The 13879-nt window shown below is 73.8% G+C and carries 12 protein-coding genes; 9 read left to right on the top strand and 3 right to left on the bottom strand.

What is annotated here, in order from left to right; translation table 11 throughout:
* The first annotated feature begins 32 nt into the window (after positions 1–32).
* Complete coding sequence (locus tag J3473_RS05670; protein WP_207022280.1) at positions 33–1643, top strand: HNH endonuclease signature motif containing protein; 1611 nt, start codon at positions 33–35, stop codon at positions 1641–1643.
* Between the two features lie 39 nt (positions 1644–1682).
* Entirely contained in the window at positions 1683–2672 is a 990-nt protein-coding gene (locus tag J3473_RS05675; RefSeq protein ID WP_207022281.1) for an LLM class F420-dependent oxidoreductase, read from the top strand.
* 24 nt (positions 2673–2696) lie between these two features.
* On the opposite strand, the gene J3473_RS05680 is transcribed toward J3473_RS05675, so the two are convergent.
* On the bottom strand, positions 2697–2939 hold the full coding sequence (locus J3473_RS05680; RefSeq protein WP_030526385.1) for a DUF3072 domain-containing protein: 243 nt from the start codon (positions 2937–2939) through the stop codon (positions 2697–2699).
* A gap of 123 nt (positions 2940–3062) precedes the next feature.
* Between J3473_RS05680 and J3473_RS05685 the strand changes: the two genes are divergently transcribed.
* The 5 genes from J3473_RS05685 (at position 3063) to J3473_RS05705 (ending at position 8647) form a co-directional block, all read left to right on the top strand.
* Positions 3063–4214, top strand: coding sequence for a DUF3892 domain-containing protein (locus J3473_RS05685; protein ID WP_207022282.1), 1152 nt, complete (start codon positions 3063–3065; stop codon positions 4212–4214).
* Between the two features lie 393 nt (positions 4215–4607).
* The gene (gene dnaK, locus J3473_RS05690) at positions 4608–6497 is read left to right on the top strand and encodes a molecular chaperone DnaK (protein WP_207022283.1); all 1890 of its coding nucleotides are present in this window, start codon (positions 4608–4610) and stop codon (positions 6495–6497) included.
* Entirely contained in the window at positions 6494–7111 is a 618-nt protein-coding gene (grpE, locus tag J3473_RS05695; protein ID WP_030526388.1) for a nucleotide exchange factor GrpE, read from the top strand. Before dnaK ends, grpE begins: the two co-directional genes overlap by 4 nt.
* 22 nt (positions 7112–7133) lie before the next feature.
* The gene (locus J3473_RS05700; RefSeq protein ID WP_207022284.1) at positions 7134–8171 is read left to right on the top strand and encodes a DnaJ C-terminal domain-containing protein; all 1038 of its coding nucleotides are present in this window, start codon (positions 7134–7136) and stop codon (positions 8169–8171) included.
* A gap of 14 nt (positions 8172–8185) precedes the next feature.
* Positions 8186–8647 carry a heat shock protein transcriptional repressor HspR gene (locus J3473_RS05705; protein ID WP_030526390.1) on the top strand — a complete coding sequence of 154 codons (462 nt, stop codon included), beginning with the start codon at positions 8186–8188 and terminating at the stop codon, positions 8645–8647.
* A 98-nt stretch (positions 8648–8745) separates the two neighbouring features.
* On the opposite strand, the gene J3473_RS05710 is transcribed toward J3473_RS05705, so the two are convergent.
* Both J3473_RS05710 and J3473_RS05715 read right to left on the bottom strand, forming a co-directional pair.
* Positions 8746–9759: a hypothetical protein gene (locus J3473_RS05710; protein WP_207022285.1), complete on the bottom strand. Its 1014-nt coding sequence runs from the start codon at positions 9757–9759 to the stop codon at positions 8746–8748.
* A 181-nt stretch (positions 9760–9940) separates the two neighbouring features.
* Positions 9941–10750, bottom strand: coding sequence for a TspO/MBR family protein (locus tag J3473_RS05715; protein ID WP_207022286.1), 810 nt, complete (start codon positions 10748–10750; stop codon positions 9941–9943).
* 78 nt (positions 10751–10828) lie between these two features.
* Between J3473_RS05715 and J3473_RS05720 the strand changes: the two genes are divergently transcribed.
* Positions 10829–11095 (top strand): ribonuclease E inhibitor RraB, encoded by a 267-nt coding sequence (locus J3473_RS05720; protein WP_207022287.1) that lies wholly within the window; start codon positions 10829–10831, stop codon positions 11093–11095.
* A 118-nt stretch (positions 11096–11213) separates the two neighbouring features.
* Entirely contained in the window at positions 11214–13784 is a 2571-nt protein-coding gene (locus tag J3473_RS05725; protein WP_207022288.1) for an ATP-dependent Clp protease ATP-binding subunit, read from the top strand.
* The last annotated feature ends 95 nt before the right edge of the window (positions 13785–13879 follow it).

Below are 13879 nucleotides of genomic sequence, written 5' to 3' on the forward strand. Positions count from 1 at the left end.
GTAGGCTGGGAGCACGAGGGGAGGGGGAGCCGATGCAGTCCCAGACCACGGCGCGACCGGGTCCGCGCGAGGTCGCCGAGGCGGCCCGCAGGGCGCGGCAGGTGGTGGGCGCGGTCCTCTCCCCGGCCGGCGCCCGCGGCTCGAGCGAGGAGTGGGCCGCCGCCCTCGGGGAGCGCCGGGCCCTGGCCGACGTCGTCGAGGCGGCCGAGGCCGAAGCGGCCGTGCGCCTGGCGGCCATCGAGCCGCTCGTCCTCGAGACCGGCGAGCTCGTCGAGACCCACCGTGCGCCCGGCCACGTCTCGCTCGACGCGCCGTCGATCGTCTCCGGGGTGCTGGGGATGACGGCCGTCCACGCCGAGCGCTGGGTGCGCGACGCCGTCCGCCGCGCCGCCGACGGCCCTGACGGGACCGACACGGCGACCGGCCTCGGCGCGCTCCACCTCGCCATGGCGCAGGGGCGCCTGGACGGGTACCGCGCGGGCGTCGTCGCCCGCGAGCTCGAGGAGGTCCCGGCGCAGGTCGCCGCCACCGTGCTCGAGGCCGTCGACGCGTACCTCGGCGTCGAGGACGCGCCGCGCCTGCGCCGTCGGGTGCGGCGGGTGCTGGCCCGCATCTCGCCGGACCTGTTGCGGCAGAGAGCGGCCCGGGCCCGAGCGGCGTCGTCGCTGCGTCGGTGGGTCGACGAGCCGGGCACCGACACCTGGCTCGGCACCTTCCCCTCCGAGGAGGCCTGTCGGGCGTGGGCCGCCATCGACGCGCTCGCGCAGCGCCTCGTCGCCGACGGCACCTGCGAGGGCATCGACCGGGCACGGGCCCGGGCGCTCACCGACCTCGTGACGGGCAGCGCGACCATCGACCTCCGGGTCCACGTCGTGACCGTCGTCCCGGACGGCGACCCCGACGGCGAGGTCCGGCCGGCGGGGTCGGCGGTTGCCACGCGGCCGACCGACCTCGTGACCGTGCACGGCGCTGCGCCCGGCGAGCCCGTCCTCGTCGCCCGCGACTGGCTGGAGCGTGCCGTGGCCGCCACCTCCTCCCGCCCCGACCACCTCGGGCGGGTCGTCGTCGACCCCTCGAGCGGTGCCCTCGTCCCGGTCGACGATCCCGGTGCCGACGGCTACCGGCCGGGGGCCGGGCTCGCCCGGCTCGTGCGGGCGCGGGACGGGCGCTGCCGCTTCCCGGGGTGCCACGTCGCCGCCCGGTTCTGCGACCTCGACCACGTCGTGCCCTGGCCCGTCGGGCCCACCACGGCACCCAACCTCGTGTGCCTGTGCCGGCGGCACCACCGCACCAAGCAGCGGCCGGGATGGTCGGTCGTCCTCCACCCGGACGCCACGACGACCTGGGTGGACCCGACCGGTCGGCGCCGGACCACGCATCCGCTGGACCACCGGCCGGTCGTCCTGCCCGACACCGGGTCCGACGCCCACCCGCCGGCGCGCTCGGCCGGTGCGGCGCCGAGCGACGCACCCCACTCCGTGCTCGAGCACCTGCTCGAGCACGGCGGGCCGCCGCAGCCCTCGCGGGGCTGCCGGGTCGGGGTCCACCGCCCCCGCGGTCGGCCGCCGGGGCGGCTCGTCGTCGAGCTCGCGCCGCACCCCCGGCGGCGCCGCTCGACGCCGCCCGGGTCACCCCCGTTCTGAGCCGCCCGCTGGGGCCTCGACGGGCGTAGCGTCCCGAGGATGAGCATCCGCCTCGGCTACCAGATCCCGAACTTCAGCTACCCCGGGGGCGACCCCGCGCGCATCGTGCCGACCGTGGTCCAGCAGGCGCAGGAGGCGGACGCCGCGGGCGTCGACGCGGTCCTCGTGATGGACCACTTCTACCAGCTGCCCGGCATCGGCGAGCCGGACCAGCCCATGCTCGAGGCCTACACGCTGCTCGGCGCGCTCGCGACGGCCACCGAGCGGGTGCAGCTCTCGACGCTCGTCACCGGCAACACCTACCGCAACCCGACGCTGCTCGCGAAGGAGGTGACGACCCTCGACCTCGTGAGCGGCGGACGCGCGGTGCTGGGCCTCGGCGCCGGCTGGTTCGAGCTCGAGCACCGGCAGCTGGGCTTCGAGTTCGGCACCTTCACCGACCGCTTCCAGCGGCTCGAGGAGGCGCTGTCCATCATCGAGCCGATGCTGCGCGGCGAGCGGCCGACGGTCTCCGGCGAGTGGTACCGCACGGAGTCGGCGATGAACGAGCCGCGGCTGCGCGACGACCTGCCGATCCTCCTCGGCGGTGGGGGAGAGCGGAAGACGTTCAGGTACGCGGCCCGCCACGCGGCGCACCTCAACCTCATCTGCAACGCGACCGAGATCCCCCGCAAGCTCGAGGCGCTCGCGGCCCGGTGCGAGGAGGAGGGGCGCGAGCGCTCGACGCTCGAGACCAGCTACCTGGCCTTCGTGATGATGGACGAGGACGGCGACGCGGCGCGCCGCCTGCACCGGGACTTCCTCGCCGCCCGCGGCGTCGACCTCGACGCGATGGACGAGGACCAGCGGCGCGCCGCGACCGACCGGCAGTTCGCCGGCACGCCCGAGGAGGTGGCCGGGCAGCTGCAGGAGCGGGTGCTCGACCACGGGGTCGACGGGCTCATCGTCAACATGGTCGCCAACGGCCACGAGCCGGGGGTCGTCTCGATGATGGCCGAGGCGCTGGCGCCCCTCGTGCGGTCGCGCTGACCCGCCCGCGGGGCGCCGCAGGCGTCAGGCCTCGGGCTCGACCCGGGGGGAGGCGCCCTGCAGCTCGTCGATGAGCTCGGAGGCGTGCGCCTTGGTCAGGTTCTCCGGCACCTCGCGCCCGGCCTCGCGGGCGAGGGTCGAGAGGTAGCTCAGCTGGGGGCCGGTGGCGGGCTCGTCACCGGTCGCCCACTGCTCCGGCGGCTTCGTGGCGTCCTGGGGGTCCTGGATCGGGTCGGTCTGGGCGGGGTTCTGGTCCTGGGTGCTCATCCCTGCACGCTACGGACCGGGTCCGACAGGTCGCCCCGCCGTGACCGACCCACGGGGTCCGTGTATCACCCGGGTGCGGCGTCGCCTCCTGCCGCGTGACCACCCACGCACCCGGGAGACGCCATGGCCACCATCCCCGTCCGCCTCCGCCTGGAGAAGCTCTTCTGCTACCACGGCGCCGACGAGAGCGACAGCGAGCCGTACCTGTGGACCGTCGTCGTGACCCTCGACGGCCGCACCATCACGCACCGGCCGGACGCGCCCTCGCTCGACGGGGCTCCCGGCATCTGGTCGTCGCCGGGCAGCCACGGCAGCCTGGGCGGGCCGGTGGGCATCGGCGAGAACCGGACCGTGCCGGCCGCGGTCGGCCACCACGACACCACGCTCGAGCCCATCGTCATCACCGCGGCCGGGCACCGGGTCGAGGTGCCGGGCCGGCTCGTGCTCGTCGCGATCCTCCTCGAGGACGACATGACCTCCGACGAGGGGGCCGAGGCCGCGCACGCCAAGGTCGTCGACCTCCTGCGCACCGAGCTGACCGAGGCCGTCGCCGACCTCGACCTCGACGGCGTCGGGGCGAAGATCCTCCGCGGCCTCGCCGAGGGCCGCACGGCGCAGGACGTCGCCACCGAGTACCTGCAGCAGCGGATGAAGCGCGTCGTCGACCGGCTGAACCGCTACGCGCAGGACGTGGCGATCGCGGCCATCGTGCGCGAGCTGAGCTTCCCCGCCGCGGTGGTCGAGGCCTCCGACCCGGACGACTTCCAGGGCATCGTCGTCCGCTCGTGGAGCCAGGACGAGATCGCGGCGAGCGACACCCACCGCCGCCTCGCCGTCGACGAGCTGATCTACGACCACGGGGCGGGCCACCGGGAGGCCTCCGCCTACAACTACGCCCTCCACGGGCACGTCTGGCAGCCGATCGAGGAGTACTGGGTCCCGGTGGCGGACACCCTGCCGCCGGGGAGGTGGCAGGTGACCGGCATCCAGCGGACCGGGCGCAAGCCCTTCATCAGCACCCTCGGCGGGGTGCTGCCCGACGGCAGCCCGTGGGCGATGTCGAAGAGCCGGGTGATGGACCTGCTGCGCGCCGGCACGCACACGTTCTTCGTGCGCGGCGAGACCGGTGCCGAGGCCGACGTCGTGACGACCGAGAACGAGGACAACCCCTACTTCCCCTACCTGGCGACGGTCGCGGACGCCGACCCGACGAACAACCTCTCGACGCTCCCGCCGTGCACGGTGGCCATCCGGCACACCCGCCCGGCGCCCTGACGTCTGGCTGGCTGGTCGGGACGGCCCCGGGGCAGCGACAACCCCGCACGTGCGGGCTTTCCGTCGTCGGGACGGCCCCGGGGCAGCGGTAACCCCGCACGTGCGGGCTTTCCGTGGTCGGGACGGCCCTGGGCCAGCGACAACCCCGCACGTGCGGGCTTTTCGTGGTCGGGACGGCCCTGGGCCAGCGGTAACCCCGCACGTGCGGGCTTTTCGGCTGGGGTCCTGGTCGGGGGAACATCCGTGCCCACCCGAGGGTTGAGCCTGATGGACGCAAGTTTCGTCCCACCGATTTGTGCAGGATGGTCGGCGGGTCTAACTTGAGTGACAACGACTCAACCCGGTCCGTGGGCGTACCGCCCCGGCCCAGCACCACACCAAGGAGCACCACACATGGCACGTGCAGTCGGCATCGACCTCGGCACCACCAACAGTGCCGTCGCCGTCCTCGAGGGTGGCGAGCCCACCATCATCGCGAACGCCGAGGGCGGTCGCACCACCCCCTCCGTCGTCGCCTTCTCCAAGGGCGGTGAGGTCCTCGTCGGCGAGATCGCCAAGCGCCAGGCCGTGACCAACGCCGACCGGACGATCCGCTCCGTCAAGCGCCACATGGGCACCGACTGGGCCTCCGACGACGTCGACGGCAAGACGTACAACGCGCAGGAGATCAGCGCGCGCATCCTCCAGAAGCTCAAGCGCGACGCCGAGTCCTACCTCGGCGAGACCGTCACCGACGCCGTGATCACCGTGCCGGCGTACTTCGACGACCACGAGCGCCAGGCCACGAAGGAGGCCGGCGAGATCGCGGGCCTCAACGTCCTGCGCATCGTCAACGAGCCGACCGCGGCCGCGCTCGCCTACGGCCTCGACAAGGGCAAGGAGGACGAGCTCATCCTCGTCTTCGACCTCGGTGGCGGCACCTTCGACGTGTCCCTCCTCGAGGTCGGCAAGGACCCCGACGACGGCTTCGCGACCATCCAGGTCAAGGCGACCTCCGGTGACAACCAGCTCGGTGGTGACGACTGGGACGAGCGCGTCGTGGGGCACCTGCTGACGACCGTCAAGAACACCTCGGGCGTCGACCTGTCCAAGGACAAGATCGCGATGCAGCGTCTGCGTGACGCGGCGGAGCAGGCGAAGAAGGAGCTCTCGTCGGCCAGCTCGACGAACATCTCGCTCCAGTACCTCTCGATGTCCGAGAACGGGCCGATCCACCTCGACGAGACGCTGACCCGCGCCCAGTTCGAGCAGATGACCAAGGACCTGCTCGACCGCACGAAGCAGCCGTTCCAGAACGTCATCAAGGACGCCGGCATCTCCGTCGGCGAGATCGACCACGTCGTCCTCGTCGGTGGCTCGACCCGCATGCCGGCCGTCAGCGCCCTCGTCAAGGAGCTGACCGGCGGCAAGGAGCCCAACAAGGGCGTCAACCCGGACGAGGTCGTCGCCCTCGGCGCGTCCCTCCAGGCCGGTGTCCTCAAGGGTGAGCGCAAGGACGTCCTCCTCATCGACGTCACGCCGCTCTCGCTCGGCATCGAGACCAAGGGTGGCCTGTTCACCAAGCTCATCGAGCGCAACACCGCCATCCCGACCAAGCGCAGCGAGGTCTTCTCGACGGCCGAGGACAACCAGCCGTCGGTGCTCATCCAGGTCTTCCAGGGCGAGCGCGAGATCGCGCAGCAGAACAAGCCGCTCGGCACCTTCGAGCTCTCCGGCATCGCACCCGCGCCGCGCGGCGTGCCGCAGGTCGAGGTCACCTTCGACATCGACGCCAACGGCATCGTCAACGTCTCCGCGAAGGACCGGGGCACCGGCAAGGAGCAGAAGATCACCATCTCCGGCGGCTCCGCGCTGTCGAAGGAGGAGATCGAGCGGATGGTCAAGGACGCCGAGGCGCACGCCGAGGAGGACAAGAAGCGCCGCGCCGAGACCGAGACCCGCAACATGGGCGAGACCCTCGTGTTCTCGACCGAGAAGTTCCTCTCGGAGTCCGGTGACAAGGTCTCGGACGAGCACCGCGCCCCCGTCGACGCGGCCCTCGCCGAGCTCAAGGACGCCATCAAGGCCGACAGCGGTGCCTCGACCGAGGACATCCAGGCCAAGATCGACCAGCTGAACAAGGTCTCCCAGGAGATGGGCGCGGCCGTCTACGCCGCGGCCGCCGACCAGGGCGAGTCGGCGGACGTGCCCGGCGCCGAGGCGACCGACGGCAGCACCACCGGCGCCTCGGACGACGACGTCGTCGACGCCGAGGTCGTCGAGGACGACGAGGAGAAGAAGTGACCGACTCCTCGATGGACGACTCGGTGAACACCGAGGCGGTCAACGACGAGCCGCAGCGCGGTGAGGAGGCGGCCCCGGCACAGTCCGGGGCCGCCGCCCCCGGCGGGGTGCCCGCGGGCGAGCCCGCCGAGGCCCCGGCCGAGGGCGCCGCGCCCGCCGGCGAGGGCCACCCCGACACGGTCCTCGCGGCCGAGCGCCTCGCCGACCTCCAGCGTCTCCAGGCCGAGTACGTCAACTACAAGCGCCGCGTCGACCGGGACCGCGCCGTCGTCCAGGAGCGTGCGGTCCACGACGTCCTCGAGTCGATGCTCGCCGTCCTCGACGACATCCACGCCGCACGCGAGCACGGCGACCTCGTCGGGCCGTTCGCGGCGATCGCCGACAAGCTCGAGGGCACCCTCGGGCGCTACGGCCTCGAGCGTTTCGGGGCCAAGGGCGAGGAGTTCGACCCGCAGCTGCACGAGGCGCTCATGCACGCCCCGTGGCCGGCCGGCGACGACGAGCTCCCGAGCGGCGCGAGCGCGACGACCGTCGTCACCGTCCTCCAGCCCGGCTACCGTGCCGGTGAGCAGGTCCTGCGTCCTGCCCGCGTCGCGGTCGCCGACCCCGACTGACAGCGACCGGAAGGAGGCGCCGATGGCCAGCCAGGACTGGTTCGAGAAGGACTTCTACGCCATCCTCGGCGTCCCGAAGGACGCCGACGCGGCGGCGATCAAGAAGGCCTACCGCAAGCTCGCGAAGCAGCACCACCCCGACCGCAACGCGGGAGACGCCGCGGCCGAGCAGCGCTTCAAGGACGTCGGGGAGGCGCACGCCGTCCTCTCCGACCCCAAGCAGCGTCAGGAGTACGACGCCGTCCGGTCGATGGCCGGCGGCGGCGCGCGCTTCCGTGCCGGTGCCGGCGGTCCCGGCGGGGCGACCGGGTTCGAGGACATCTTCAGCGCCTTCGGGAGCGGCGGGGCCGGCGGCAGCCGGGTCCGCTTCTCCTCCGGGGGGCCCGGTCAGGGCCAGCCCGGCGGCGAGGACATCAACGACCTGCTGTCGCAGATGTTCGGCGGCGGGGCCGGTGGTGCCCGTGGCGGCGACCCGTTCGCGAGCGGCTTCCGCGGCGCGCGCGGTCCCCGGCCGGGTGCGGACGTCAACGCCCGCACGACGCTCGGGTTCCGCGACGCCGTCGAGGGCTCGACGGTGACGCTGACGACCGCCGACGGCGCGCGGGTCACGACGAAGATCCCCGCCGGCGTGCGCGACGGCCAGAAGATCCGCGTGCGCGGCAAGGGCGGCGAGGGCGACCCCGGCGCCGCCAAGGGCGATCTCATCCTCACGGTGAGCGTCGAGAAGCACCCGGTGTTCGGGCGCGACGGCGACCACCTGACCGTCGACCTGCCGGTCACCTTCGCCGAGGCCGCCCTCGGGGCGACCGTCGCCGTGCCGACGCTCGACGGCACCCCGGTGCGCGTCAAGGTCGCGCCGGGCACCCCGAGCGGCCGCGTGCTCCGGGTCAAGGGCCGCGGCGTCGCCGGGCGCCACGGCACCGGCGACCTCCTGGCCCGCGTCCAGGTCGTCGTCCCGCAGCGGCTCACCGACGAGGCCCGCGCCGCCGTCGAGACGCTGCGCGACGCCGAGGCCGGCGCCGACCCCCGCGCCACCCTGTTCCAGCAGGCCGCGACCTGACCGGAGGTGCACCGATGGCCCGTCTCGACGTCACCGCGTTCGGCCCCGACGACGACACGCCCGTGTTCGTCATCTCGGTCGCGGCCGAGCTCGCCGGGATGCACGCGCAGACCCTGCGGCAGTACGACCGGATGGGTCTCGTCACGCCCTCGCGCACCAAGGGCGGCGGGCGTCGCTACAGCCAGCGCGATGTCGCCCTGCTGCGCGAGGTGCAGCGGCTCTCGCAGGACGAGGGCGTCTCGCTCGCCGGCATCGCCCGCATCCTCGAGCTCGAGAACCAGGTCGATGCCCTGCGCGCCCGGGTCGCCGAGCTGAGCGCGCAGGTCGAGGCGCTCGAGGCCGGCAGCGGGCGCACGACCCGGGTCTTCTCCGTCAGCCCGGCGGGCGACGTCTACGCGGCGCGGCTGGGTGAGCGCCCTCGCTCCGCCGCGCGCAGCCAGGCGCTGGTCGTCTGGCGCGGCCCGCAGCGCCACTGATCCTCACCCCCGACTTCTTGCGAGCTGCGCCGCTCGACACGCCGTGGATCGGCGTGTCGAGCGGGTGAGCTCGCAACAAGTCGGGTGGGGGACCGGCGTCAGCGGCGGGCCGGCAGGCGCGTGATCCAGTAGGAGGCGGTCGCCGGTGACGCGACCCCGAAGCGCGCGTTGACCGCCCAGAGCGCGCCGCCCGCGAGCGTGGCGGTCGACGGGACGTCGAGCGTCTCGTCGGTCAGGGCGCCGCGCCAGCGCGCGACCCATCCGCGGCGGTCACGACCGAGCCGGAGCACCGACACCTCGGCCTGGCCCGAGCCGCGCACGACGTAGAGCGTCGAGCCGGAGCGCTCGATGCCGTCGCCGCCGGTGATGCCCGGACCGCCCTGCACGTCGACCTCGCGGACGCGGCCGGTGCGGGTGTCGACGACCCAGAGACCGCCGGCCGTGCTGTGGTCGAGCACGGCGCTGCACCCGTCGAGGGCGCGGATGCCGTTGGCCGCGAGGTTCGTCCCGTCGTAGCCCGGCCAGTCACCGCCGAGCGGCACGAAGCGCGGGGACGCGCCACGGACGGGCCGGCCGTCACGCCCGAGCCGGATCACGGTGAGCCGGTCGACGCGGGAGTCGGTGACCCACACCGCGTCACGGGTGATGTCGAGGTCGTTGAGGAACCCACCGCCCGGGACGACGACGTCGGTGACGACGGTGCCGCGCCGGCCGTCGACGGCCCAGACGTGCGCCTCGGTGCCGACGTTGCCGACCGCCCAGACGAGCCCGGAGCGCGCGTCCCACCGCAGGCCGCGCAGCTGCCGGCCCGTGGCGCCCGGCAGGAGGACGCGGCTCGTCCCGCGGCGCAGGTCGCCCGTGACGATGCGGCCGTCGTTGAGCGAGCCGACGTAGTAGGTCGTGCCGGGGCCGGAGGTGATGCCCTCGGGCTGGATGCCGTCCGGCAGCCGGACGGTCTCCGGGAGGCGGCCGCCGTGGTGGCGTCCGTCGGCCGCCGCGGACGGCGCGAGGGAGAGGCCGGTGGCGCCGAGGACGCCGACCGCGCCCGCGGTCAGCGCCGAGCGGCGGGTGAGGGAGGTCGTCGGGCGGGCGGGCTGCGTCAGGGTGTCCATGGTCCACGGTGGCCCGGTCGTGCCGGGGAGGGCGCGGGGGAGTCCGGCGGGTCGCGGAGCCGTCGAACCTCGTCCGGCGGCCGGTCCTCGTCGCGAACGCGGGTGAAACCGCTGGAGGAGACCGGCGGGTTCACACGCGTTCGCGGGAGGACGAGGGGAGAGGAAGGGGGGAAGGCGAGGGTCAGGCGGTGGTGAGGGCGGGGCGGCGGACACGCGCCGCCGCGGAGAGGACCACGAGCGCGGCGACGACCGCGGCGAGCCCGACGATCGCCGAGCGCGGCTCGTCGGTCAGGCGGCCCCACGCGATCCAGCCCAGCCCCCACGCCATCGCGACCGCGACGGCCCAGCGGCCACCGAGCCGACGCGCGAAGAGGACCCCGAGACCCGCGGCCACGGCGAGGACGACGACAGCGAGGACCTCCGCGACGAGGCCGGAGGGGTCGATGCCGCTCTCGATGAGCGTCGTCGTGACGTTGGCGACCGTGGCGACGGTGACCCAGCCGAGGTAGAGGCCGAAGGTGCCGTCGACGAGCACCGTCTCGGCGTGCCCGTAGGACGGGTTCTCCTGCAGCCGGCGCACGAGCAGGCCGAGCGTCAGCGCGAGCGCGACGATGACGACGACGCTGGCCCAGAGCCATCCCTGCTGGGTCACGAGCAGCCACGCGGCGTTGAGGACCATCGAGACGGCGGCGAGCCAGCCGATGGCGCGGTGGCGGCGGTCGCTCGCCTGCTGCGGCAGCCACTGCCAGACCGTGTAGCCGAGGAGGCCGATGTAGATCGGCGTCCAGATCGAGAACGCCGGCCCGGCCGGGGCCACGAGCGTGGCGTCGGCGGCCAGCGCCCCGCCCGAGGACTCCTCGACACGGGTGCCGATGACGCCGACCCCGACGAGGGTGCCGACGACGCAGAACACCTCCGCGAGGGTGACGCCCACCTGCCGGAGGCGGTCGGCCGAGGTGGGGGCGGTCGAGGTGACGGTCGCGGCGCTCATGCACCGACGCTAGCGGGGCGCTCGGGCGCCCGGCCGCGACAGCGGCGCGACGGGCGTCGGAGCGTCCATACTCGGCGGATGACCGAGCACCTCATCGTCTTCCCGGACCGCGAGACCGCCGAGGACGTGGCGGAGGGGCTGCGGGAGGACGGGTTCGACGACGTCCGTGTCGTCCGGGAGGCGCTGGCCGGGGAGGACGACGCCGAGGACCACGAGTGGGGCGTGCTCGTGCAGGAGGAGATGGTGATCGACGAGAGTCGGCCGGTCGCCCAGGGGCTGCGTGACCGCTTCGCCGCCCTCGCCGAGGAGCGCGGCGGCTGGTACGACCCCGACCCGGCGGGGTGAGAGGAGCGGGAGGGCGCGAACGGCTGGCGGGAGTACCTTGAGTGGAATACACTCAACTGGTGAGCGTTGCTCCGGATGACGTCACCACCCCACCGCACGACCAGGAGACACGACCCGGATGGAGCTCAAGCCGACGACGAAGGTCGCGGAGGCGCTCGCGCTCGCCCAGCGCGCCGCGCAGACCGCCGGCCACGCCGAGATCACGCCCGACCACCTGACGAGCGCCGCCGTGCGCCTCGACACCCCCCTCGCCGACGCGCTGCTCACCGCCGCCGGCACCGGCGCCCAGCACGTCCTCGGCCAGGCCGACGCCCGGCTGCGCGCCCTCCCGACGACGAGCGGCGCCACCGCGCAGCCGCCGACCTTCGGCCGCGAGGCCGTCGCCGTGCTCCAGCAGGCCGACACCCTCATGCGGGCCAAGGGCGACACCTTCCTCGCCCTCGACCTCGTCCTCCTCGCCCTCGCCGAGACCGGCCACCTCGCGGCGGTCGAGAAGCGCGGCGCGGCCGACATCGAGCGCACCATCGACGAGCTGCGCGGCGGGCGCACCGTCACCTCCGAGACGCAGAGCGAGACGGGGGAGGCGCTCGCGCAGTACGGCACCGACCTCACGCAGGCCGCGCGCGACGGCAAGCTCGACCCGGTCATCGGTCGTGACGAGGAGATCCGCCGCGTCGTGCAGGTGCTCTCGCGGCGCACGAAGAACAACCCCGTGCTCATCGGCGAGCCCGGTGTCGGCAAGACCGCCGTCGTCGAGGGCCTCGCCCAGCGCATCGTCGACGGCGACGTCCCGGAGTCGCTGCGCGACAAGCGGCTCGTCAGCCTCGACCTCGCGGCGATGGTCGCCGGCGCGAAGTACCGCGGCGAGTTCGAGGAGCGACTCAAGGCCGTCCTCGAGGAGATCAAGGGCAGCGACGGCCAGGTCGTCACGTTCATCGACGAGCTGCACACCGTCGTCGGCGCCGGGGCGAGCGGGGAGTCGGCGATGGACGCCGGCAACATGCTCAAGCCGATGCTCGCGCGCGGCGAGCTGCGCCTCGTCGGCGCGACGACGCTCGACGAGTTCCGCGAGCACATCGAGAAGGACCCCGCCCTCGAGCGCCGCTTCCAGCAGGTGTTCGTCGGCGAGCCGTCCGTCGAGGACACCGTCGCCATCCTCCGCGGCCTCAAGGAGCGCTACGAGGCGCACCACAAGGTCGAGATCGAGGACAGCGCGCTCGTCGCCGCCGCGGCGCTCTCGGACCGGTACATCACCGGCCGCAAGCTGCCGGACAAGGCGATCGACCTCGTCGACGAGGCCGCCTCGCGGCTGCGGATGGAGATCGACTCCAGCCCCGTCGAGATCGACGTCCTGCGCCGCCAGGTCGACCGGCTGAAGATGGAGGAGCTCCACCTCGGGCGCGAGACCGACGAGGCCTCGCAGGAGCGGCTCGGCCGGCTGCGGGCCGACCTCGCCGACGCCACCGAGCAGCTCGACGCGCTCAACGCCCGCTGGGCCGCCGAGAAGGAGGGCCTCAACCGGGTCGGCGACCTCAAGGCGCGTCTGGACGACCTGCGCACCCGCGCCGAGCGCCTCCAGCGCGACGGCGACTACGAGGGTGCCTCGCGCGTCCTCTACGGCGAGATCCCCGCGCTCGAGAAGGAGCTCGACGCCGCGCAGGCCGCCGAGACCGCGCTCGAGGGCGCGGACCTCATGGTCAAGGAGCGCGTCGGCGCCGACGACATCGCCGAGGTCATCGCCGCGTGGACCGGCATCCCCGCGGGGCGCCTGCTCCAGGGCGAGACCGAGAAGCTGCTCTCGATGGAGTCGATCATCGGTGCGCGGCTCATCGGCCAGTCCTCTGCCGTGCGTGCGGTGTCGGATGCCGTGCGCCGCAGCCGGGCCGGCATCGCCGACCCCGACCGGCCGACCGGCTCGTTCCTCTTCCTCGGCCCGACCGGTGTCGGCAAGACCGAGCTCGCGAAGTCGCTGGCGGACTTCCTCTTCGACGACGAGCGGGCGATGGTCCGGCTCGACATGTCCGAGTACTCGGAGCGCCACTCCGTCGCCCGGCTCGTCGGCGCACCCCCCGGCTACGTCGGGTACGAGGAGGGCGGCCAGCTGACCGAGGCCGTGCGCCGGCGTCCGTACTCGGTCGTGCTGCTCGACGAGGTCGAGAAGGCCCACCCGGAGACGTTCGACATCCTCCTGCAGGTGCTCGACGACGGCCGGCTCACCGACGGGCAGGGCCGGACGGTCGACTTCCGCAACGTCATCCTCGTCATGACGAGCAACCTCGGGTCGCAGTACCTCATCGACCCGACGCTCGACCCCGAGGCGCGGCGCAACGCCGTGATGGCAGCGGTGCGGGGCGCGTTCAAGCCGGAGTTCCTCAACCGCCTCGACGAGGTCGTCGTCTTCGACCCGCTCTCGCGTGACGAGCTCGCGCACATCGTCGACCTCCAGGTGCGGGCGCTCTCGACCCGGCTGCACGACCGCCGGATCACCCTCGAGGTGTCGGCGGACGCCAAGGAGTGGCTCGCCGCGACGGGGTACGACCCGGCGTTCGGGGCCCGGCCGCTGCGCCGGCTCGTCCAGAAGGAGGTCGGCGACCGCCTGGCCACCGCCCTCCTCGCGGGCCGCGTCCGTGACGGCGACACCGTGCGGGTCGACCTCGACGCCGCCGGTGACGCCCTCACCCTCGCCTGACCCCATCCGCCTCATGTTTTCGGGGTGACCCCGAAATGTCCACGAGACCCCGGCTCGGAGCCGGGGTCTCGTGGACGAACCCTTGTGTCGCGGAC

Origin of the sequence: Phycicoccus sp. DTK01 (assembly GCF_017312765.1) — a bacterium.
Lineage (GTDB): Bacteria > Actinomycetota > Actinomycetes > Actinomycetales > Dermatophilaceae > Phycicoccus > Phycicoccus jejuensis.